The organism is Nocardioides nitrophenolicus (genome assembly GCF_016907515.1).
GTDB classification, from domain to species: domain Bacteria; phylum Actinomycetota; class Actinomycetes; order Propionibacteriales; family Nocardioidaceae; genus Nocardioides; species Nocardioides nitrophenolicus.
On record NZ_JAFBBY010000001.1, the window covers coordinates 5360528 to 5380948 of the forward strand.

General features: G+C 71.9%; 20 protein-coding genes. 10 read left to right on the forward strand and 10 right to left on the reverse strand.

Annotation, left to right across the window (positions count from 1 at the left end):
- Nucleotides 1-179: 179 nt before the first annotated feature.
- The 3 genes from recA (at nt 180) to JOD66_RS25670 (ending at nt 2998) form a co-directional block, all read left to right on the forward strand.
- Nucleotides 180-1232 carry a recombinase RecA gene (gene recA / locus JOD66_RS25660; protein WP_204839609.1) on the forward strand — a complete coding sequence of 351 codons (1053 nt, stop codon included), beginning with the start codon at nt 180-182 and terminating at the stop codon, nt 1230-1232.
- Between the two features lie 712 nt (nt 1233-1944).
- Nucleotides 1945-2496 carry a regulatory protein RecX gene (locus tag JOD66_RS25665; RefSeq protein WP_204839610.1) on the forward strand — a complete coding sequence of 184 codons (552 nt, stop codon included), beginning with the start codon at nt 1945-1947 and terminating at the stop codon, nt 2494-2496.
- Nucleotides 2486-2998: a phosphoribosyltransferase gene (locus JOD66_RS25670; protein WP_204839611.1), complete on the forward strand. Its 513-nt coding sequence runs from the start codon at nt 2486-2488 to the stop codon at nt 2996-2998. The genes JOD66_RS25665 and JOD66_RS25670 overlap by 11 nt, the downstream gene beginning before the upstream one ends.
- Nucleotides 2999-3007: 9 nt before the next feature.
- Here JOD66_RS25670 and JOD66_RS25675 read toward each other — a convergent pair whose 3' ends face one another.
- From JOD66_RS25675 to JOD66_RS25685, 3 genes are read right to left on the reverse strand one after another with little or no spacing between them, the layout of a single operon-like run.
- The gene (locus JOD66_RS25675; protein WP_204839612.1) at nt 3008-3586 is read right to left on the reverse strand and encodes a hypothetical protein; all 579 of its coding nucleotides are present in this window, start codon (nt 3584-3586) and stop codon (nt 3008-3010) included.
- Between the two features lie 29 nt (nt 3587-3615).
- Complete coding sequence (locus tag JOD66_RS25680; RefSeq protein ID WP_204839613.1) at nt 3616-4911, reverse strand: hypothetical protein; 1296 nt, start codon at nt 4909-4911, stop codon at nt 3616-3618.
- On the reverse strand, nt 4908-5648 hold the full coding sequence (locus JOD66_RS25685) for an ABC transporter ATP-binding protein (protein ID WP_204839614.1): 741 nt from the start codon (nt 5646-5648) through the stop codon (nt 4908-4910). Before JOD66_RS25685 ends, JOD66_RS25680 begins: the two co-directional genes overlap by 4 nt.
- Nucleotides 5649-5867: 219 nt before the next feature.
- Between JOD66_RS25685 and JOD66_RS25690 the strand changes: the two genes are divergently transcribed.
- From JOD66_RS25690 to JOD66_RS25700, 3 genes are read left to right on the forward strand one after another with little or no spacing between them, the layout of a single operon-like run.
- Complete coding sequence (locus JOD66_RS25690) at nt 5868-6725, forward strand: polyphosphate kinase 2 family protein (RefSeq protein WP_204839615.1); 858 nt, start codon at nt 5868-5870, stop codon at nt 6723-6725.
- Nucleotides 6722-7516 (forward strand): HipA family kinase, encoded by a 795-nt coding sequence (locus tag JOD66_RS25695; RefSeq protein ID WP_307823718.1) that lies wholly within the window; start codon nt 6722-6724, stop codon nt 7514-7516. Before JOD66_RS25690 ends, JOD66_RS25695 begins: the two co-directional genes overlap by 4 nt.
- Nucleotides 7513-7923 (forward strand): DUF3037 domain-containing protein, encoded by a 411-nt coding sequence (locus JOD66_RS25700; RefSeq protein WP_204839616.1) that lies wholly within the window; start codon nt 7513-7515, stop codon nt 7921-7923. Before JOD66_RS25695 ends, JOD66_RS25700 begins: the two co-directional genes overlap by 4 nt.
- Before the next feature lie 116 nt (nt 7924-8039).
- Here the strand turns inward: JOD66_RS25700 and JOD66_RS25705 are convergent, their stop codons facing one another.
- Genes JOD66_RS25705 through JOD66_RS25720 form a run of 4 tightly spaced genes read right to left on the reverse strand, consistent with a single transcriptional unit; the run spans nt 8040 to nt 11485 of the window.
- Nucleotides 8040-8783 carry a sirohydrochlorin chelatase gene (locus JOD66_RS25705; RefSeq protein WP_204839617.1) on the reverse strand — a complete coding sequence of 248 codons (744 nt, stop codon included), beginning with the start codon at nt 8781-8783 and terminating at the stop codon, nt 8040-8042.
- A 49-nt stretch (nt 8784-8832) separates the two neighbouring features.
- The gene (locus tag JOD66_RS25710; RefSeq protein WP_204839618.1) at nt 8833-9579 is read right to left on the reverse strand and encodes a phosphoadenylyl-sulfate reductase; all 747 of its coding nucleotides are present in this window, start codon (nt 9577-9579) and stop codon (nt 8833-8835) included.
- Nucleotides 9576-9767 carry a hypothetical protein gene (locus tag JOD66_RS25715; RefSeq protein WP_205126609.1) on the reverse strand — a complete coding sequence of 64 codons (192 nt, stop codon included), beginning with the start codon at nt 9765-9767 and terminating at the stop codon, nt 9576-9578. The genes JOD66_RS25710 and JOD66_RS25715 overlap by 4 nt, the downstream gene beginning before the upstream one ends.
- A complete protein-coding gene (locus JOD66_RS25720) occupies nt 9767-11485 on the reverse strand; it encodes a nitrite/sulfite reductase (protein WP_204839619.1) in 1719 nt (572 codons plus the stop codon). The genes JOD66_RS25715 and JOD66_RS25720 overlap by 1 nt, the downstream gene beginning before the upstream one ends.
- Nucleotides 11486-11832: 347 nt before the next feature.
- Here JOD66_RS25720 and JOD66_RS25725 point away from each other — a divergent pair, with 347 nt between their 5' ends.
- Entirely contained in the window at nt 11833-13284 is a 1452-nt protein-coding gene (locus tag JOD66_RS25725) for a glycine hydroxymethyltransferase (protein ID WP_204839620.1), read from the forward strand.
- A 1-nt stretch (nt 13285) separates the two neighbouring features.
- Here JOD66_RS25725 and JOD66_RS25730 read toward each other — a convergent pair whose 3' ends face one another.
- Together JOD66_RS25730 and JOD66_RS25735 are read right to left on the reverse strand one after the other, a co-directional pair.
- A complete protein-coding gene (locus tag JOD66_RS25730) occupies nt 13286-13978 on the reverse strand; it encodes a response regulator (RefSeq protein ID WP_204839621.1) in 693 nt (230 codons plus the stop codon).
- Nucleotides 13975-15564, reverse strand: a complete 1590-nt coding sequence (locus JOD66_RS25735) for a sensor histidine kinase (RefSeq protein ID WP_204839622.1) — start codon at nt 15562-15564, stop codon at nt 13975-13977. The genes JOD66_RS25730 and JOD66_RS25735 overlap by 4 nt, the downstream gene beginning before the upstream one ends.
- Nucleotides 15565-15701: 137 nt before the next feature.
- On the opposite strand from JOD66_RS25735, the gene JOD66_RS25740 reads away from it, so the two are divergent.
- Complete coding sequence (locus tag JOD66_RS25740) at nt 15702-17066, forward strand: cation:dicarboxylate symporter family transporter (RefSeq protein WP_204839623.1); 1365 nt, start codon at nt 15702-15704, stop codon at nt 17064-17066.
- Here the strand turns inward: JOD66_RS25740 and JOD66_RS25745 are convergent.
- A complete protein-coding gene (locus JOD66_RS25745) occupies nt 17054-18184 on the reverse strand; it encodes a phosphotransferase (RefSeq protein WP_204839624.1) in 1131 nt (376 codons plus the stop codon). The two genes, JOD66_RS25740 and JOD66_RS25745, sit on opposite strands and share 13 nt — an antisense overlap.
- 100 nt (nt 18185-18284) lie before the next feature.
- Here JOD66_RS25745 and JOD66_RS25750 point away from each other — a divergent pair, with 100 nt between their 5' ends.
- The gene (locus tag JOD66_RS25750) at nt 18285-19238 is read left to right on the forward strand and encodes a YihY/virulence factor BrkB family protein (protein ID WP_204839625.1); all 954 of its coding nucleotides are present in this window, start codon (nt 18285-18287) and stop codon (nt 19236-19238) included.
- Between the two features lie 9 nt (nt 19239-19247).
- Complete coding sequence (locus tag JOD66_RS25755; RefSeq protein WP_307823720.1) at nt 19248-20363, forward strand: potassium channel family protein; 1116 nt, start codon at nt 19248-19250, stop codon at nt 20361-20363.
- The last annotated feature ends 58 nt before the right edge of the window (nt 20364-20421 follow it).

Genomic DNA, 20421 nt, shown 5'->3' on the forward strand with positions numbered 1-20421 from the left:
TGTTCGGCTAGGTTGGTCGTACGGCAGCACGTGGTCCCCTCAGGGTCCGTCGACTGTCCACAGGTACGACGTCCGAGCGAGTTGTCCACACCCACGCCACGACTGATCAGGTTGTGTCGGGACCTCCCTCTACCGTCGCCGACGTACCTGGCCCACCACGACACGAAGGACTGAGGACCATGGCTGGAGACGACCGGCAGAAGGCGCTCGAGACCGCCCTGCTCAACATCGAGAAGCAGTACGGCAAGGGATCGGTGATGCGGCTCGGCGACGACTCGCGGGCTCCCCTGGACGTGATCCCGACCGGCTCGATCGCGCTCGACGTGGCGCTCGGCATCGGAGGCCTCCCGCGAGGCCGCGTGGTGGAGATCTACGGACCTGAGTCCAGCGGTAAGACCACGGTCTCGCTGCACGCCGTGGCCAGTGCCCAGGCGGCCGGCGGCATCGTCGCCTTCATCGACGCCGAGCACGCGCTCGACCCCGAGTACGCCAAGGCCCTCGGCGTCGACACCGACGCCCTCCTCGTCTCCCAGCCCGACTCCGGTGAGCAGGCCCTCGAGATCGCCGACATGCTGATCCGCTCCGGCGCCCTCGACCTGATCGTCATCGACTCCGTCGCCGCGCTCGTGCCCCGCGCCGAGATCGAGGGCGAGATGGGCGACAGCCACGTCGGCCTCCAGGCCCGCCTCATGTCGCAGGCCCTGCGCAAGATGACCGGTGCCCTCAACCAGTCCAAGACGACCGCGATCTTCATCAACCAGCTGCGCGAGAAGATCGGCGTCATGTTCGGCTCGCCCGAGACCACCACCGGTGGTCGCGCGCTGAAGTTCTACTCCTCGGTGCGCCTCGACGTACGCCGCATCGAGACGCTCAAGGACGGCACCGACATGGTCGGCAACCGCACCCGGGTCAAGGTCGTCAAGAACAAGGTCGCCCCGCCGTTCAAGCAGGCCGAGTTCGACATCATGTACGGCAAGGGCATCTCCCGCGAGGGCAGCCTGATCGACGTCGGCGTCGAGGCGGGCCTGATCCGCAAGGCCGGCGCCTGGTACACCTACGAGGGCGACCAGCTCGGGCAGGGCAAGGAGAACGCCCGCACCTTCCTCAAGGACAACCCCGACCTGGCCAACGAGCTGGAGAAGAAGATCCTCGAGAAGCTCGGCGTCACCCCCACCGTCGACGGCGAGTTCAACGACCTCTCCGACGAGCCGATCGGCGTCGACAGTTTCTGATGGCGCGAGCGTGTCGCTCGTTCCTCGCGCCACGCTGCCGCGCGCGCGGTCGGGTTCCGTAGGTCCCGCCTTCGCGTGGCGGCAACGCGGCGGCACGCACTCCCCGTACGACGGCGGGGTCCCCGCTCCGAGCCGTCGGGACTGGTCGGACCCCGCGTCTGGCCAGGCGCCGCGTCTGGCCGGACCCCGCGTCTGGCCGGGCGCCGCAGGCGCCGGACGGACCAGCCCGGGCGGCGAAGTCGGGGTGCCGTCGGCGTTGGAAGGACATTCCCCTGGTGCAGGTGAGGGGCGCCGACGGCGGGGTCCCCGCTCCGAGCCGCCGGGACTGGTCGGACCCCGCGTCTGGCGGGGCGCCGCAGGCGCCGGACGGACCAGCCCGGGCGGCGAAGTCGGGGTGCCGTCGGCGTCGGAAGGACATCCCCTGATGCAGGTGAGGGGCGCCGACGGCGGGGTCCCCGCTCCGAGCCGCCGGGACTGGTCGGACCCCGCGTCTGGCCGGGCGCCGCAGGCGCCGGACGGACCAGCCCGGGCGGCGAAGTCGGGGTGCCGTCGGCGTCGGAAGGACATCCCCTGATGCAGGTGAGGGGCGCCGACGGCGGGGTCCCCGCTCCGAGCCGCCCGGACTGGTCCGGGAGGCGCCGGAGGCGCCTGGCCAGACCGCCCGGCCCGGCCCGACCCGGCGTGACGGTGACGACGTGACAGGAGACGACTGATGCGCGACGAAGAACCTCCCGACGACGACGGCTGGACCGAGGACGCCGACCCCGAGTCGGTGGCCCGCAAGATCCTCCTCGACCAGCTCAGCCTCAAGGCCCGCAGCCGCCACGAGCTCGCGGACCGTCTGGCCAAGCGCAATGTGCCGACCGAGGTGGCGACCCGCCTGCTCGACCGCTTCGAGGAGGTCGGCCTGGTCGACGACGAGGCCTTCGCCCGCGCCTGGGTCGAGGGCCGGCAGCGCAGCCGCGGCCTCGCGACGAAGGCGCTGGCCGCCGAGCTGCGGCGCAAGGGCGTCGACGACGACACCACGAAGACCGTGTTGGCCGAGGTCGACCCCACCCGGGAGGAGGAGGCGGCGGCGGCCCTGGTCCGCAAGAAGCTGCGCACCCTGCGCGGCGTGGAGCCACCGGTCGCGACCCGGCGGCTGGTGGGGATGTTGGCGCGCAAGGGCTACTCGCCCGGCGTCGCCTACGCCGTCGTACGACGTGAGCTCGGGGCCGCGGCCGGATCGCTGGACGCCGGTGCAGAATGGGCGGGTGACGACTGACCCGGCGCCGGCGCCCGAGCGCGAGATCCTGACCTACGAACTGTTCGGCACCGCGGTGCGCGACCTCGCGCAGCAGGTGGTCGACGACGGCTTCGAGCCCGACATCGTGCTGGCGATCGCCCGGGGCGGGCTCGGCCTCGCCATGGGCCTCGGCTACGCGCTCGACGTGAAGAACCTGTCGGCTGTCAACGTCGAATTCTACACCGGCGTCAACGAGCGCCTCGACGTCCCCATGATGCTGCCGCCGACGCCGGCTGCCATCGACCTGACCGGCATGAAGGTCCTCATCGCCGACGACGTGGCCGACACCGGCAAGACGCTGGAGGTGGTGCGCGACTTCTTCGCCGACCACGTTGCCGAGGCCCGCACGGCGGTGATCTACGAGAAGCCGTGGACGGTGATCCGTCCGGAGTACGTCTGGCGCCGCACTGACGCGTGGATCGACTTCCCCTGGTCGTCCACGCCACCGTTGGTGGACCGCCGCGGTGGGATGGCGCACTGACGTCGCACGTCAGTCGCGGCCCCACGCCGAGCTGCCGAGGCTGACCGCGCAGCCACCGGCGATGACCGCGAGACAGCCGAGGGCAACGAGGAGCTGCCAGGCTGAAGCCCCGGCCTGGGCCGGCAGCGGAAGCGGCACCGGCATCTCGAGGGCCTGGGTGGCGATACCGGCCAGGTAGCAGGCGAAGCCCAACGCCGGTCCGGCCTGTCGCCCGATCCCGATGACCGCGAGTGTCGCCACCGCGGCGCACAGCAGGACGTTGGCCGCGATCACCTCAGCCGGAGCGGCCGGCCGTGCGCTGACCACGGGGACCAGCGCGAGCAGGCCGACGAGGCTAGGAACGAGAGAACCGGAGACGACGCGCACGACGAGTCGGCATCCGGTGCGCTCCCAGGTCCACAGCTGCGGCCAGGTCAGCGCCGGCAGTGAGCAGGCCGCCATAGCGAGGGTCAACTCAGCGACGGAGACCGGCCGCACGGCGAGACCGGTGCCGATCTGGAAGGCGAAGACGCGATCGGCCAAGGCGACGGCGACCAGCGCGAAACCAACGGTCCAACAGCCGGCCGCGACGCAGCGACGCGACCGCACGACGACCAGCAGAGGTCGGGAAGGACCGCTCAGGTGAAGGGTCGGCCGGCGCATTCGCGGATCTCGCCGATCGAGGCCTCGACCGAGGCGCGAGCGTCGGTCTCGTCGCGACGGGCGAGCAGCCGGAACTGCTCGGCCGCGCCGGGTGAGGCGAGGGCGAGGCCGGGGGATCGACCTGCTTGCGCCAAGACCCAGCCGGCGACGGCGCTGCTCACCTCCCGCGCGTCGACGTCCATGGCACTCGGACGTTGACACGCGTCGAAGCCGGCGACGAAGAGCGCGATGTCGGTGCGGGCGATGGAGAGCCAATCCTTCCGTTGGCCCTGGATCTGGAGCTGATGCACGCCTGACTCGGCGTCGAAGCGGGCGACGGCCGCATCGACGAACGAGGAGGGAGGGAAGACCGCCGGCCCCGCCGCTGCGTTCAGCTCGACGACGGCGTTGACGAGGTCCGGGAGCAGCCCGGCGCGCGCGGGATGGACACACACCTTCGAAGACGAGGCTGGGCGGCACACAGGGCGGGCGTTGTCGCCCTCGACGAGACGGGTCTGCGACGTCGAGGTCGCCCACACGAGGACGACGACCGGCAGCAGCACCGTTCCGACGTTTGCCGCGGGACGCGCCCACTCGTCGGCTGTGCGGCCGCGCAACCACGCACTCGCGGCGAGCATGACGGCGGAGGCGACGGCACAGTAGAAGAGAAGACGCAGGACCGAGACTCTCGTCGGGACGGCGAGCCCGCTGACGACCCCGAAGTCGAAGACGGGACACAGCAGGTGAGAGCCGAAGAAGACGAGCACCCAGGCCAGGCCGAGAGCGATGGGCACCGCTAGATATGCCGGCACGACCAGGCCGATCAGGTAGCCGAGGGTGACGTAGGCGAGCAGGGCGGCGTACCCCGCGGCGATGGTCGCCACATCGAAGCTCCCATCGACCTTCGTCGCCTGGATCCGCGCCACGACCGGGGCGAGGCCGATGGTGTAGCCGAGTGCGCCGGCTGAGAAGACGAAGCCAATCTGCGACACGACGAGTGGCCCGCCGCGTCGCTGCGCGCCTGCCGGGACGTGCGCGCTGGTCGGCCGCGAGATCGAGCTCGACGTCCAGGCGCCGACGGCGGCGACCAGCATGCCGACCGTGAGGAGCGACTGTCGGAACTCGGCGGCGCCGGCGGCGGTGTCGCCGTAGGCCCAGCCGAGCAGCGGCCGGCTGTGCACGAATGCCAGGACGGCCGAGCCGACCAGCGCGGCCGCACCCGTGCGCCATCGGTTGGGCAGCCAGAGCCAGGCGGCTCGGCGCACGGTCGGCTCGCCGGCTCGCTCAGTCACGCGGCGTCCGTCGACGCGACCAGGCGTCGGTATGCCGACTCGAGGGCTGTCTCATGCGGCTCCCGGTCGGGGCTTGTCAGCGCGGCCATCTCGTCGGTCGTCCCCTGGAACACCGCGGCGCCCCGATTGATCACGACGACGCGGTCGGCGATCACCTGGACGTCCTCCAGTAGGTGGGTCGCCACCATGACCATGCAGGACGTGGCGATCTCTCGCAGATAGCCCCGCAGTCGGGCCCGCTGGTTCGGGTCGAGACCGACGGTCGGTTCGTCGAGGAGGAGGAGCGTGGGTCGGTGGGATATCGCGCAGGCGATGCCGAGCCGCTGTCGCTCCCCGCCCGACAGCGTCCGCGCCCGGTGCCGCCGCTTGTCGACGAGGCCGACCCGGGTCAGGGCATCGAGGGCAAGGCGCCCGCAGTCCCGCCGAGACCGGCCGTTGATCCAGGCCGCATAGGCCACCGTGTCCTCGACCGGAAGGCCGCCGGCGAGGTCGAACCGCTGTGGCAAGTAGCCGACGCGAGACTGGCGCGGTCGCACGCGGCCGGTAGCTACCGGAGAGCCGTCGATGGAGATCCGCCCATCGAACGGCCGCAGCCCCATGGTCACCGCCAGGGCCGTGGTCTTTCCCGCGCCGTTCGGTCCGAGGAGCGCGCAGGTGCCCGGACCCGCCGCGAAGGACAGCCGGTCCAGAGCGACGCGGCGTCCGTAGCTCGAGGTCACCTCGTCGAATGCGATCACGCCAGCTCGCCCCTCTCCATCGGCTCAGCACGAGGGGACGCGCCGGAGCCGCCCCGCGTCAATGCCGGGTTCGCGGATCGACGAGTCCGGCGCGCGTCGCCGGCGGGCCCGACCACTACGCTGAGGCCGTCCCGTCGCGTGCCGGGACGATCCATGACCGGCCACCTTTGAAAGGGGGACGGGAAGCGGTGCGGCAACGGCATCGCGCCCCTCACCACTATGGGCTTTCCTCTCTCGGACCTCACGTCCACGCTGCGCATCGCGCCCGGTCCGATCGACCTGAGCCGGATCGACACCGACGCCGCTCCCGGCTTCGACGGCGGCAAGAAGGAGGGCGAGGCCGCGCTGGCCGACCTGGGCCCGACCCTGGCCGACCTCCAGGAGCGGCTGTTCGCCGACGGCAAGTCCGGTGGCCGGCGCAGCATCCTGCTGGTGCTCCAGGGCATGGACACCTCCGGGAAGGGCGGCACGCTGCGCTCGACGGTGGGCCTGGTCGATCCCCAGGGCGTGCGGATCACCTCCTTCAAGGCGCCGAGCGAGGAGGAGCGGGCTCACGACTTCCTGTGGCGGATCACCAAGGCGCTGCCTCCGGTCGGCCTGATCGGCGTCTTCGACCGCTCCCACTACGAGGACGTGCTCATCGCGCGGGTGCGCGAGCTCGCTCCGCCGGAGGAGATCGAGCGGCGCTACGACGCGATCAACGCCTGGGAGGCCGAGCTGGCGGCCGAGGGCACCACGATCATCAAGTGCATGCTGCACATCTCGGCGGCGGAGCAGAAGGAGCGCCTGCTGGCGCGGCTCGACGACGAGACCAAGCACTGGAAGTACAACCCGGGCGACGTCGACGAGCGCGAGCTGTGGCCGGCCTACCAGGAGGCGTACGAGATCGCGATCGCGCGCACCAACACCGAGGTGGCGCCGTGGCATGTCATCCCGGCCGACAAGAAGTGGTACCGCAACCTCGCGATCGGGACCCTGCTCCACGACGCGCTGCGCTCCTTCGACCTCGGCTGGCCGAAGGCCGACTTCGACGTCGCCCACGAGAAGCAGCGCCTCGTCGACGAGAAGCCGTGGTGAGCGGCGGGGGAGGCCCGCGGATGGAGCAGGTCAAGGTCACCCGGTACGTCACGCCGCTGCGTGAGGGCGGCAGCCTGCCGGGGATCGTCGAGGCCGACGACCTCGGTACCTACGTCTGCAAGTTCCGGGGCGCCGGCCAGGGAGCGCGGGTCCTGGTGGCGGAGGTCGTGGTGGCGGGGATCGCCCGGTTGCTCGACGTACCCACGCCGGACCAGGTGGTGCTCGACCTCGACCCTGACATCGCCCGCTACGAGGCCGACGAGGAGGTGCAGGACCTGATCAACGCCAGCACCGGGCTCAACCTCGGCATCGACTTCCTGCCGGGCTCCTTCGGCTACGACCCGACGACCGGACCGGACCCCGACCTGGCGGGGCGGGTGCTCTGGCTGGACGCCTTCACCGCGAACGTCGACCGCAGCTGGCGCAACCCCAACCTGCTGGTCTGGCGCGGCACCCTGCAAGCCATCGACCACGGCGCGTCGCTGTACTTCCACCACTCGTGGTCCGGCGGCCCGGGCGATCCGGCCCGCTTCGCCGCGCAGCCGTACGACGCCTCCGAGCACATCCTGCGCGGGTTCGCCGCCCAGGCCGTCGCGCAGGACGCCCAGCTGGCGGCTCGGCTGACCGATGCCGCCCTCACCGAGGTACTGGCCGCGGTGTGCGACGACTGGCTGGAGCCGGTGCCGGGCGCGGAGACCCCCGACGCGCTCCGGGAGAGGTACGTCGCCTTCCTCGCCGCGCGCCGCGACGGCGGCCGGGCCTGGCTCCCGACGCCGGAGATGGCCTCGTGAAGCCGTACCAGTACGTGGCGCTGCGCTGCGTCCCTCGCGTCGAACGCGAGGAGTTCGTCAACGTGGGCGTCGTGCTGCACTGCCCCGCCGAGGACTACCTCGGGGTGCGCTCCTCGGTCGATCCCGACCGGATCCGCGCGCTCGACGCCGACGCCGACATCGCGGCCGTACGGGCGGCGCTGGAGGCGGTCGAGCGGGTGTGTCGCGGCGAGGCACACGCCGACTTCGGGGTGGGACTGCGCGCCACGGCGTACGGCTTCCGGGCCCAGAAGGACGACGTCAGCACCCGCTTCGGGTTCCTGAAGGCCCCGAAGAGCACCGTCCTGCAGCCCGGCCCGGTCCACGGCGGCGTGACGTCCGACCCCGCCCGCACCCTCGAGCACCTCCTGCAGCGGCTCGTTCTCTAGCGCGACCCGTCAGAAACTAGCCCCGAAATCGCGCCGACCCGGCAGAAAGTGGTCTCTGGCGAAGCCACTTTCTGCCGGGTCGGCGCGATACGAGAGCCAGTTTCTGCCGGGTCGGCCTAGACCGGGACCAGCTCGACGGCGCCGACCGCATACCGGGCGAGGATGGTGCGGGCGATCTCGGGGTGGGCGCCGAGGGGCTCGGAGACGGCGACGGCGCCGGCCTCGAGGGCGAGCTCGGTGGCCCGGTCGACCAGGTTGCCGGGTGCCAGGAACAGCGAGGCGACCGCGATGTGGCGGCGGCCCTCGGCGCGGAAGGCGCGGACCGCCTCGCCGGTCGCCGGCGGGGCGCTGGTGGCGTACGCCGCCGTGACGGGCAGCTTGTGGTGCGCGCCCCACAGGCGGGCGAGCCGGGCGACGGCCTGGTTGGCCAGCGGGTCGGACGTGCCGGCGGCCGCGAGCACGAGGGCGTCGAGCTCGCGGACCCGGGCGCCACGCAGGGCCGCGCGCAGCCGCTCGTCGAGCACCTCGAGGAAACGCGGCTCGAGGCCGAGCACGGCCGTGGCGCGGATCTGCAGGCCCGGGTGGCGGGCGGTCGCCTCCGCGATCACCTCGGGTACGTCGACCCGGGCGTGGAAGGCCTCGACCAGCAGCAGCGGTACGACGACGATCTCGTCGTACCCGGCCTTCACCAGCCGGTCCACGACGGTGTGGAAGCCGGGCTTGGCGAGGTCGAGGAACGCCTTCTCGATGCGCAGGTCGGGACGCAACGCCTTCGTGGCGTCGACGAGCGCTGAAACGGTGGCGGCCGAGCGCGGGTCGCGGCTGCCGTGGGCAAGGGCGATGAGTGCCGGGGCGGTCATCGTCGGTTCCCTCCCTCTTCCAGGGTGCGGTCCTCCGGGATCCGGATGGTCATGAGTGGATCCCGCATTCGGTCTTGTTGGTGCCGGCCCAGCGGCCGCTGCGCGGGTCCTCGCCGGGGGCGACCCGACGGGTGCACGGCGCGCAGCCGATGGACGGGTAGCCGTCGTAGACGAGCGGGTTGACGAGCACGCCGTTCTCGGCGATGTAGCGCTCGACCTGCTCGTCGCTCCACCGGGCGATGGGGGAGACCTTGACCTTCTGCTTCTTGGCGTCCCAGCCGATCACCGGCGCGATCACCCGGTTGTGGGTCTCGGCGCGGCGCAGGCCGGTCGCCCACGCGTCGTACCCGGCGAGCGAGTCGGCCAGGGGCTTGACCTTGCGTAGCGCGCAGCACAGGTCGGGGTCGCGCTTGTAGAGCTCGGGGCCGTACTCGGCGTCCTGCTCGGCGACCGACTGCACGGGCGTGATCGAGATCAGGTTGACGTTCATCGTGGCCGCGACGGCGTCGCGGGTGCCGATGGTCTCGATGAAGTGGTAGCCGGTGTCGAGGAAGACGACGTCGACACCGGGCACGACCTTCTCGGCGAGGTGCGCGAGGACCGCGTCGCCCATGGAGGAGGTGATGCAGAACCGCTCGCCGAAGGTGGCGGCGGCCCACTCGATGATGACCTCGGCGGGGGCGAGCTCGAGCTCGGCGCCCCAGTGGGACACCAGCTCGCGGAGCTCCTCAGGCGACCGGCCGGTGGTGTGGGAGCCGCGGAACTCGCGGGCGGCACGCGTCGTGGCGGTGGTCATGAGGCACCTCCTTCTTCGTTGGTACGGGCGTCGGACGCCCGGTTGATGAGGCCGAGCAGCTCGACCTTGAAGGCTCGACGGCACCCTCGGCATTCCCAGCCGGTGGGCTCGTGGGGCCACAGGTCGGTCTCGCCGCAGTACGGGCAGTGGTACGGCACGGCCCGCGACGACACCGACTGCTCGGACATCAGACGGACTCCAGCGCCTTCTCGCCGCGCAGCAGCTCCTCGTCGGCCCGATGGACCCAGGCGTCGAACGCCTCGCCCTCGGTGCGGTCGGCGAGGTAGTTGCGCACCACGGTGCTGACGTAGTCGTCGAGGCCCTTGCTGGTGACCTTGTGGGCGCGCAGCTTGCGGCCGAAGTTGGCGCGCAGGCCGATCGCACCGCCGAGGTGGACCTGGAAGCCCTCGACCTGCTCGCCGTTCTCGTCGACGACGAGCTGGCCCTTGAGGCCGAAGTCGGCGACCTGGGTGCGGGCGCAGGCGTTGGGGCAGCCGTTGACGTTGATGGTGATGGGCGTGTCGAGCTCGGGGAACCGCTTCTCGAGCTCGTCGACCAGGTCGCTGGCGCGGTTCTTGGTGTCGACGATGGCGAGCTTGCAGAACTCGATGCCGGTGCAGGCCATGGTGTTGCGCCGCCAGGCCGAGGGGCGCGCGGAGAGGCCGATCGCGTCGAGCCGGTCGAGCAGCGCGTCGACGACGTCGCCGTCGACGCCGATCAGCACGATCTTCTGGTACGGCGTGAGGCGGGCCCCCGTGACGCCGTACTCGTCGAGCAGGTCGGCGAGCTGGACCAGCAGGGTGCCGGAGACCCGGCCCGCGGTCGGCGCGACGCCGACGTAGAACCGGCCGTCCTTCTGCTCGTGGACGCCGACGTGGTCGCGGTGGCCGACCGGCGCCTCGGGGGAGGCGAGGGTGACCAGCTTCTTGCCGAGGTACTCGTTCTCGAGGACCTCGCGGAACTTCTCGACGCCCCAGTCGGCGACCAGGAACTTCAGCCGGGCGCGCGAGCGCAGCCGGCGGTAGCCGTAGTCGCGGAAGATGCCGGCCACGCCGGACCACACGTCGGGGACCTCGTCGAGCGGGATCCACACGCCGAGCTTCTGGGCGAGCATCGGGTTGGTGGAGAGGCCACCGCCGACCCAGACGTCGAAGCCGGGGCCGTGCTCGGGGTGCACGGTGCCGACGAAGGAGACGTCGTTGGTCTCGGGGGAGACGTCCTGGCTGGGGTGGCCGGTGAGCGCGGTCTTGAACTTGCGCGGGAAGTTCGAGAAGTCCTTGTTGCCGATGAAGCGGCGCTCGATCTCCTCCAGCGCGGACGTGCCGTCGATGATCTCGTCCTTGGCGACGCCGGCCACCGGCGAGCCGAGGAAGGGCCGCGGCGAGTCGCCGCACGCCTCGACGGAGTGCAGGCCGACCGCCTCGAGCCGCTCCCAGATCTCGGGGACGCTCTCGATCTCGATCCAGTGGTACTGGATGTTCTCGCGGTCGGTGACGTCGGCGGTGTCGCGCGCGAAGTCGACGCCGATCTGGCCGAGGGTGCGGACCGCGGCGGGGGAGAGCAGCTTGCCGTCGGAGCGGACCCGCATCATGAAGTAGCGGTCGTCCAGCTCCTCCTCTTCGAGGGCGCCGGTCTTGCCGCCGTCGATGCCGGGCTTGCGCTGGGTGTAGAGGCCCATCCAGCGGAACCGGCCGCGCAGGTCGGCCGGGTCGATCGAGTCGAAGCCGCGCTTGGAGTAGGTGTAGAGGATCCGGTCCCGCACGTTGAGCGGGTCGTCGTCCTTCTTGGACTGCTCGTTCTTGTTGAGCGGCTCGGTGTAGCCGAGGGCCCACTGGCCCTCCGCGCGCTTGGGGCGCGGGATTTCGGTGAACTTGGCTCGCTCGGGCTTGAAGCGCAGGTCAGGCATGCGGAGAGGAGGTCCTTCGCTGATGGGCGCCCACGGTGAGGGGCGCGCGGCTCGGGTGGATGCGGCGGCGGCGTCAGCGGGGCCAACACATCATGCTGCGCGTGCGCCCGAAGTCCACGTGGCGTCGAACCACGAGGTGCGCATGGGTGGCAGCAGTGACCATGTCAATGAGTCTCATCCCTCGGACGGCCCGTCCACAAATCCGAATCTCATTATCTGGATGCAAGTCTCATCATCCGGACGAGTGGGGCCGTGGGCACCCTCGTTCGGCCCTCCGCTGCGACGCATGTCACACCAGGTGTCACCTGTCAGTCCGCCAGCCCGCCGGCCGCACTACGCTGTGCGCCATGAGCGACAACTCCCTCAACGGCGCCCTCGTCAGCAGCGCGTACAACCAGGCCCTGGAGGTCATCGCCTCCGTCGAGCCCCGCATCGCCGACGCGACGCGCCAGGAGCTGGCCGACCAGCGCGCGTCGCTCAAGCTGATCGCGAGCGAGAACTACGCCTCGCCCGCCGTGCTGCTCACCATGGGCACCTGGTTCAGCGACAAGTACGCCGAGGGCACCGTCGGGCACCGCTTCTACGCCGGCTGCCAGAACGTCGACACCGTCGAGTCGCTCGCCGCCGAGCACGCCCGCGAGCTGTTCGGGGCCGAGTACGCCTACGTCCAGCCGCACTCCGGCATCGACGCCAACCTGACGGCCTACTGGGCGATCCTGGCCCACCGGGTCGAGGGCCCCTGGCTCCAGGACGCCGGCGTGAAGAACATGAACGACCTCTCCGACGCCGACTGGGAGAAGCTGCGCCACGAGCTCGGCAACCAGCGCCTGCTCGGCATGAGCCTCGACACCGGCGGCCACCTCACCCACGGCTTCCGGCCCAACATCAGCGGCAAGATGTTCCACCAGCAGCAGTACGGCACCGACCCGGCCACCGGGCTGATCGACTACGACGCGCTGCGGGCCAAGGCCAAGGAGTTCAAGCCGCTCATCCTGGTCGCCGGCTACTCGGCGTACCCGCGCCGGGTGAACTTCGCCAAGATGCGCGAGATCGCCGACGAGGTCGGCGCCACCTTGATGGTCGACATGGCGCACTTCGCCGGCCTGGTGGCCGGCAAGGTGTTCACCGGCGACGAGGACCCGGTCCCCCACGCCCACGTCGTCACCAGCACCTCCCACAAGTCGCTGCGCGGCCCGCGCGGCGGCTTCATCCTGGCCACCGAGGAGTACGCCCCGAGCGTCGACCGCGGCTGCCCGATGGTGCTCGGCGGGCCGCTCTCCCACGTGATGGCCGCCAAGGCCGTCGCCTTCGCCGAGGCGCGCACCCCCGCGTTCCAGACCTACGCGCAGGCCGTGGCCGACAACGCCAAGTCGCTGGCCGAGGGCCTGCAGCGCCGGGGGACCAAGCTGGTCACCGACGGCACCGACAACCACATCGTGCTGCTCGACGTCTCCTCCTTCGGCCTCACCGGCCGCCAGGCCGAGTCGGCGCTGCTGGACGCCGGCGTGGTCACCAACCGCAACTCGGTGCCGGCCGACCCCAACGGCGCCTGGTACACCTCCGGCATCCGGATCGGCACGCCCGCGCTCACCAGCCGCGGCTTCGGTGCGGCCGAGTTCGACGCGGTGGCCGACCTGATCGTCGAGGTCCTCTCGAACACCACGCCCGGCACCACCTCCGCGGGCGCGCCGTCGAAGGCGTCGTACGTCCTCGCGGACGGCGTGGCCGACAAGATCCGCTCGGCGTCGGCCGAGCTGCTCGACAAGCACCCGCTCTACCCGGGTCTCGACCTGGCCTGACTCAGCGCCAGGTGTAGGCCAGCTCCGGCCGGCCGCCGACCCCGCGGTAGCGGGCGCGGCGGTCGGCCAGGCCCTGGTCGGCGAGGTGCTCGAGATAGCGCCGCGCGGTGACCCGCGAGGTGCCGACCAGGTCGGCGACCTCGCTGGCGGACAGGTCGCCCTCGGCGTCGCGCAGTGCGCCGGTGACGGCGCGGAGCGTCTCGGCGCTCATCCCCTTCGGCAGCGGCGCGGGTGCGGTGGGCCGCAGCGAGCCCAGCAGCCGGTCGACCTCGTCCTGGACCACCTCGGCGGGTGTCGCGGCGAGCTGGGCGCGGTAGTCGGCGTACTGCTCCAGCTTCGCGCGGAAGGTCGCGAACGTGAACGGCTTGAGCAGGTAGAGCGCCACGCCCTGGCCGACCGCCTGCCGCACCACCTGCGAGTCGCGCGCGGCGGTGACCGCGATGACGTCGCAGTGGTGGCCCGCGCTCCGCAGGCCCGCCAGCAGCCCCAGGCCGTGCCCGTCGGGCAGGTTGAGGTCGAGCAGCACCAGGTCGACGGCCGCACCCTCGTCGCGCGCGGAGTCGAGGGCGCGGGCGGCCTCGCGCGCCGACCGGGCGACGCCGGCCAGGGTGAACCCGGGGACCCGCTCGACGTATGAAGCGTGCGCCTCGGCGGCGAGCTCCTCGTCCTCGACGACGAGCACCCGGACGCTCATCGCCGGGCCTCCGTGCGGATGGTGACGGTGAACTCGGCGCCACCGAGCGCGGAGCGTCCGATCGTGACCTCGCCGCCGTGGCGCCGGGCGACCTGGCCGACGAGCGCCAGGCCGAGACCGCGGCCGGCGCCGGGCTCGGCCTTGGTGGTCCAGCCGCGGTCGAGGACGTGCGCGGCCGCATCGTCGTCGAGGCCGGGGCCGCTGTCGCCGACCCGGATCTCGAGGCCCGCGTCGTCGCCGGAGAGCCGGACGTCGACCCGGCGCGGCTCGACGGCGGCCACGGCGTCGAAGGCGTTGTCGACGAGGTTGCCGAGCACGGTGACCAGGTCCCGCGGCGCGATCGTGGAAGCGGGCGGCAGCGCGCCGGTGATCCGCAGGTCGACGCCGTGCTCGGCGGCCTCGGCCGACTTGCCGAGCAGCAGTGCGGCGACGACCGGGTCGTCGACCGCACCGACCACCTGGTCGGTGAGCAGCTGGGCGACCTGCAGCTCCTCGGTGGCGAATGCGACGGCGTCGCCGGGCCGGCCCATCTCGATGAGGGTCACGATCGCGTGCAGCCGGTTGGCCGACTCGTGGTTCTGCGAGCGCAGCGACTCGGTGAGCCGCCGGACCACCTCGAGCTCACCGGTCACCGAGCGCAGCTCGGTGTGGTCGCGCAGGGTGACCACGGCGCCGACCTCGCGGCCCTGCCACTCGGCGGGCGCCGAGGAGACCACGAGGATCCGCTCGCCGGCGAGGTAGAGATCGTCGGACTCGGCGGTGCGGCCCCGGGCCGCGGCGACGAGGGCCGGCGCCAGGCCGAGCTCCTCGATCGGCGTACCGACGACGTCGTCGGGGAGGGCGAGCAGGCGGCGCGCCTCGTCGTTGGCCAGCTGCACGCGACCCGCGCCGTCGAGCAGCAGCAGGCCCTCGCGCACGGAGTGCAGGACGGCGGAGTAGTACTCGTACATCCGGGCCAGCTCCTGCTCGCCCATGCCGTGGGTGAGCCGGTGCAGCCGCCGGCCGAGCAGCCAGGCGCCCGCCAGCGCGACCGCGAGCAGCGCGCCGCCGACCAGCACGATCACGGTGACGTCGCGGCGCAGCCCGCGGTCGATGTCGCTGACCCGGATGCCGACGGACACGAGCGCGACCACCCGTCCGCCGTCGCGGACCGGTACGACGGAGCGCACCGAGGGGCCCAGGGTGCCGGTGTACTGCTGGGTGAAGACCGCGCCCCGCGGGGCGTCGCCGACGTCGCCGACGAACGTCCCGCCGATCTGGCTCGGGTCGGGGTGCGTGTAGCGCGTGCGGTCCAGGCCCATCACCACGACGAAGTCGGTGTCGGTGTCGCGGCGCACGTCCTCGGTCCAGGGCTGCAGGGTCGCGGTCGGATCGTCGGAGCGCAGCGCGGACCGGACGGTGGGGGAGTCGGCGACGGTCTGCGCGACCGCGACCGCGCGCTGGGTGGCCCGGCTGCGCGAGTCGCGGCGCGCGTCGTACGACGCCATCAGGATGCCGGTGAGCACCAGAAGCAGCACCAGGCCGACCTGGAGGAGCAGCACCTGCCGGGCGACCGGGGCGTCGCGGAGCGGACGGGGCAGGCGCACGCCTCATTCTCGCCCATGCCGGCCCCACGCCGGGGGTCCCGTTGTGGCGCGCGTCACGAACAGTACGAACACAACGGTGACGGTCGTCACCCGCGGTCGCAGAGTTGCCGGGTCACCCATCCGGACCAGGAGGAGCCATGGGCACCACCAGCACGACGAGCACGCCGCGCAGCGGCACACGCACCCACTACCTCTATCTCGCGGTGATCGGAGCGGTGCTGCTCGGCATCGCCACCGGTCTGCTGTTCCCGTCCTTCGCGGTCGAGCTCAAGCCGCTCGGCGAGGGCTTCGTCAACCTGATCAAGATGATGATCCAGCCGGTCATCTTCTGCACGATCGTGCTCGGCGTCGGCTCCGTGGCGAGCGCCGCGAAGGTCGGCCGGGTCGGTGGGCTGGCACTCGGCTACTTCCTGGTGATGTCGACGGTCGCGCTGTCGATCGGCATGCTGGTCGGCAACCTGCTGCAGCCCGGCGACGGCCTGCACCTCACCGCCGAGGCCGCGGCCACGGCCCAGGAGAAGGCCGCCGAGGGGCACGCCGACACGACGGCGTTCCTGCTCGGGATCATCCCGACCTCGGTGTTCAGCGCCCTGACCAGCGGCAGCGTGCTGCAGACCCTCCTCGTCGCGCTGCTCGTCGGCTTCGCGCTGCAGCGGATGGGCGCGACCGGCGCGCCGATCATCACCGCCGTCGGCCACCTCCAGCGCCTGGTGTTCCGGCTGCTCGCGATGATCATGTGGGCCGCCCCGGTCGGCGCGTTCGGTGCGATGGCCGCGGTCACCGGCCAGGGCGGCGTGGACGCGCTGAAGAGCCTGGCCGTGCTGATGGTGGGCTTCTACATCACCTGCGTGCTGTTCGTGGTCGTGGTGCTCGGTGCGCTGCTCAAGCTCGCCACCGGCATCAACATCTTCGCGCTGCTGCGCTACCTGGGCCGGGAGTTCCTGCTCATCCTGGCCACCTCCTCCTCGGAGTCGGCGCTGCCCCGCGCGATCGCCAAGCTCGAGCACGCCGGCGTCGACAAGACCACCGTCGGCGTGGTCGTCCCGACCGGCTACTCGTTCAACCTCGACGGCACCGCGATCTACCTGACCATGGCCTCGATCTTCATCGCCGAGGCGATGGGCACCCCGCTCGCGCTGGGCGAGCAGATCTCGCTGCTGCTGTTCATGATGATCGCCGCCAAGGGCGCGGCCGGTGTCACCGGCTCCGGCATGGCCGTGCTGGCCGGCGGGCTGCAGTCGCACCGGCCCGAGCTGGTCGACGGCGTCGGCCTGATCGTCGGCATCGACCGGTTCATGTCCGAGGCCCGCGCGCTGACCAACTTCGCCGGCAACGCCGTCGGCACCGTCCTGGTCGGGCACTGGACCGGCAGCCTGGACCGCGCCCGGCTGGACCGGGTGCTGGCCGGCGACGAGCCGTTCGACGAGACCACGATGGTCGACGACCACGCCGCCCCCGCGGCGCCGCGGGTCGAGGAGGAGCGGGTGCCTCAGCCGGTCTGATCGACCAGGTCCAGGCTGTAGCGGGCGATGGCTGCTCTCGTGGCGGCCATCGCCCGCAGCGCGTTCGTGGGCTCCTCCTCGAGCACCTCGAACGGGATCGCGGACAGCCCGCTGAAGATCAGCAGCTGTAGCGCGTGCGCCCGGCGGACCGCGCCGAGGTCGAGGTCGACGCCCTCGGCGGCCAGCCCGTCGACGTACGCCGCCAGGCAGGTCGCGTCGCGCTCGGCGAGGTCGTGGGCCGCGCGGCGCCCGATCTGGACGTCGCCGACGAGGAGCTGGCCGAGGTCGAAGCCGACCGGCAGCGCCATGAAGAACCCGAAGTCGATGAGGGTGAAGCCGTCGCGGTCGGGTCGGACCAGCAGGTTGTTGGGGCAGGCGTCGCCGTGGCCGACCAGCTCGGGCTGCGCGAGCAGCTCGGCGGTGAGCCGGGAGAGGTCGTCGACGGCGGCGAGCAGGCGCGGGCGCAGGTCGGCGAACGCCCCGGCCACGAGCGGGTGCCTCCAGACGTCCTCGGCACCGAGGATCGGCAGCACCTGGTGGCCGAGCCGGCCGTCGACGTAGCTGCGGACGTCCCACTCGGCGCTCCCGATCCGGGCCAGTGCCCGGATCCCGGGGCGGGCCGCGAACCGGCCCAGGAGGCGGGCGGCGCTCCGGTAGCGGTCGAGGTCCCAGGCGACCTCGACGGCCGGCACCACCTCGAGCCACACGGCGTACGAGCCGGCGTCGATGTCGTGGACGCCCAGGGCGCGCGGGATCGCCAGCCCGTCGGGCAGATGGTGGGCGAGGTCGGAGGCGTAGACCGCGCCCTCGGTTCGCCACGGGACCATGCCGGCCGCCCATGCCCGCACCTCGGGCGGCACCATCGCGAAGAGCGGCGAGCGCGACCACTCGTGGACGTGCTTCACGAACAGCCGGAAGTCGTGGGCGTGCCCGTCGACGGCCGCGGTCCCGCGGACCCACCAGCGGCCGCCGGTGGTGATCGCCGGCAGGGCGTAGTCGACCACCTCGGCGTACGACGAGACCAGCTCGACGTCGTCGACCCCGAGCAGCTCGGCGACCATCGCCGCGAGCACCTCGTCGGTGACATCGGCGGCGCCCAGGGCGGTGCGGTCGTGCATGGTGACCTCCTCGGTGGGCAGCCCGAGCGACGCAGATCACCCGATCGTAGGCCCCTCCGGATCCCCGGGGCACCGGTCGCGGGCCGCTAGCGTGAGCGCCATGGCGGAGGACTCGGGCATCCAGACGGTGCCGCCGTGGCCCCGCCGGCTGGCCCACCTGCTGTGGCGCCTGGTCGTCACGACGGTGAGCTCGTGCCTGAAGTACCGCGTCACCGGGCTCGCCGCCGAGGCCGCCTTCTTCGCGGTGGTGTCGGTCCCTCCGCTGATCTTCGCGCTCGCCGGTGGCGTCGGCTACGTCACCGAGCACTTCACCGCGGCCCAGATCGACGACGTACGCCGGGCCGTGGTCGACCTGTTCTCGCGCTTCCTCACCGACACGGCCGTCAACAAGGTGATCAAGCCGACCATGGACGACGTGCTGCGGGGCGGGCGCTTCGACGTGATCTCGCTGGGCTTCGTGCTCGCGCTCTGGTCGGGCTCGCGCGCGCTCAACGTCTTCGTCGACACCATCACGATCATGCACGGGCTCGGCGGGCACCGGGGGATCGTGCGCACCCGGGCGTTGTCGTTCGTCCTCTACATCCTCGCGGTGATCAGCGGCGCGATCACGCTGCCGCTCGTGGTGGCCGGGCCGAAGCTGGTGCGCTCCTGGCTGCCCAACCGAGCCGAGTTCCTGATGGAGTTCTACTGGCCGCTGATCGTGGTGCTCTGCGTGTGCTTCCTCGCGACGCTCTACCACGTGTCGGTGCCGGTGCGGACGAGCTGGAGCTTCAACCTGCCGGGGGCGGTGTTCTCCCTGGCCAGCTGGATCGTCGGGTCCTACCTGCTGCGCTGGGTGCTCACCGTCACGGCCGAGGACTCGCACTCGATCTACGGTCCGCTGGCGGCGCCGATCGCCATCCTGGTCTGGCTCTACATCGCCGCGCTGGCCGTGCTCATCGGCGCCGGCGTCAACGCGGCGTTCGACGAGGTGTTCCCGCAGGAGGCGACCCAGCGGGCGCGCCGGGAGCTGCTCGACCGCCTGCTGCGGCGCAGCCCGGACCCGGTGGAGTAGGTTCCGGCCGTGGGCGTGCTGAGCGGAGGAACGGCCGAGACCCCCCAGGCGGGGCAGATCGCGCTGCCCGAGCGGATCCGCTCGCCGTGGTGGCAGCTCGGCCGCCGGCTGCTGCTCGCGCTCGCCATCCTGGTCGGCACCGTGCTGCTCGTCTACTTCGACCGCGAGGGCTACCGCGACACCGGCGACGCGACGGCCGCCGACCCCAACGGCGTCATCTCGCTGGTCGACGCGATCTACTACACGACCGTCACCCTGAGCACGACCGGCTACGGCGACATCTCGCCGATCAGCGACCCGGCCCGCCTGGTCAATGCATTCATCATCACCCCGGCCCGCATCGGGTTCCTGGTGCTGTTGATCGGCACCACGCTCGAGGTGCTCGCGCAGCGCAGTCGCGAGCTCTTCCGGATCTCCCGTTGGAGGAACAACATGGGACACCACGTCGTGGTGATCGGCTACGGCACCAAGGGCCGCAGCGCCGTCGAGACCCTCGTCGGCAACGGCCTCGACCGGGAGCACGTCGTGGTCGTCGACCCGAGCCCGGTCGCACTCGCCGACGCCCATGCCGACCAGCTCGCCGTGGTGACCGGCGACGCCACCCGCCGGGGCGTGCTGCAACGCGCCGGCGTCGCGGAGGCCGACCAGGTCATCATCACCACCGGTCGCGACGACTCCAACGTGCTGGCCGCGCTGACCGTGCGCCAGCTCAACCCGGACGCCTGGATCGTCGCCGCGGTGAGCGAGCAGGAGAACGCGCCGCTGATGCGCCAGTCCGGCGCCGACTCGGTGATCACCTCCTCCGACGCGGTCGGCCGGCTGCTCGGGCTCTCCACCCTCTCGCCCACGCTCGGCACGGTGATGGAGGATCTGCTCACCTACGGCGAGGGTCTGGAGGTCGCCGAGCGCGAGCTGCTGGTCAACGAGGTCGGCATGCCGCCCCAGTCGCTGCCCGACCAGGTGATCGCGGTGATCCGCGACGAGAAGGTGTACCGCTACTTCGACCCGGTGGTCACCCTGCTCGCCCGCGGGGACCGGCTGGTCGTCGTACGGCCGGCGAAGGAGCTGCCGTGGGCGCCGCGGCCCGGCACCCACAACGAGGACTTCGCCACCGACGAGGACTGACCTCCGGCGGGGAGGGGACCGTCGCCGGGACCACTGGTCCTCCTGGACTATGCGCGCC

Excerpts from the sequence above, each read along its gene's own strand:
- JOD66_RS25665 (WP_204839610.1), top strand. The coding sequence starts at position 1,945 with ATGCGCGACGAAGAACCTCCCGACGACGACGGCTGGACCGAGGACGCC.
- JOD66_RS25705 (WP_204839617.1), bottom strand. The coding sequence starts at position 8,783 with ATGACCGCCCCGGCACTCATCGCCCTTGCCCACGGCAGCCGCGACCCG.
- JOD66_RS25745 (WP_204839624.1), bottom strand. The coding sequence starts at position 18,184 with ATGCACGACCGCACCGCCCTGGGCGCCGCCGATGTCACCGACGAGGTG.
- recA (WP_204839609.1), top strand. The coding sequence starts at position 180 with ATGGCTGGAGACGACCGGCAGAAGGCGCTCGAGACCGCCCTGCTCAAC.
- JOD66_RS25725 (WP_204839620.1), top strand. The coding sequence starts at position 11,833 with ATGAGCGACAACTCCCTCAACGGCGCCCTCGTCAGCAGCGCGTACAAC.
- JOD66_RS25750 (WP_204839625.1), top strand. The coding sequence starts at position 18,285 with ATGGCGGAGGACTCGGGCATCCAGACGGTGCCGCCGTGGCCCCGCCGG.
- JOD66_RS25715 (WP_205126609.1), bottom strand. The coding sequence starts at position 9,767 with ATGTCCGAGCAGTCGGTGTCGTCGCGGGCCGTGCCGTACCACTGCCCG.
- JOD66_RS25710 (WP_204839618.1), bottom strand. The coding sequence starts at position 9,579 with ATGACCACCGCCACGACGCGTGCCGCCCGCGAGTTCCGCGGCTCCCAC.
- JOD66_RS25730 (WP_204839621.1), bottom strand. The coding sequence starts at position 13,978 with ATGAGCGTCCGGGTGCTCGTCGTCGAGGACGAGGAGCTCGCCGCCGAG.
- JOD66_RS25720 (WP_204839619.1), bottom strand. The coding sequence starts at position 11,485 with ATGCCTGACCTGCGCTTCAAGCCCGAGCGAGCCAAGTTCACCGAAATC.
- JOD66_RS25740 (WP_204839623.1), top strand. The coding sequence starts at position 15,702 with ATGGGCACCACCAGCACGACGAGCACGCCGCGCAGCGGCACACGCACC.
- JOD66_RS25690 (WP_204839615.1), top strand. The coding sequence starts at position 5,868 with ATGGGCTTTCCTCTCTCGGACCTCACGTCCACGCTGCGCATCGCGCCC.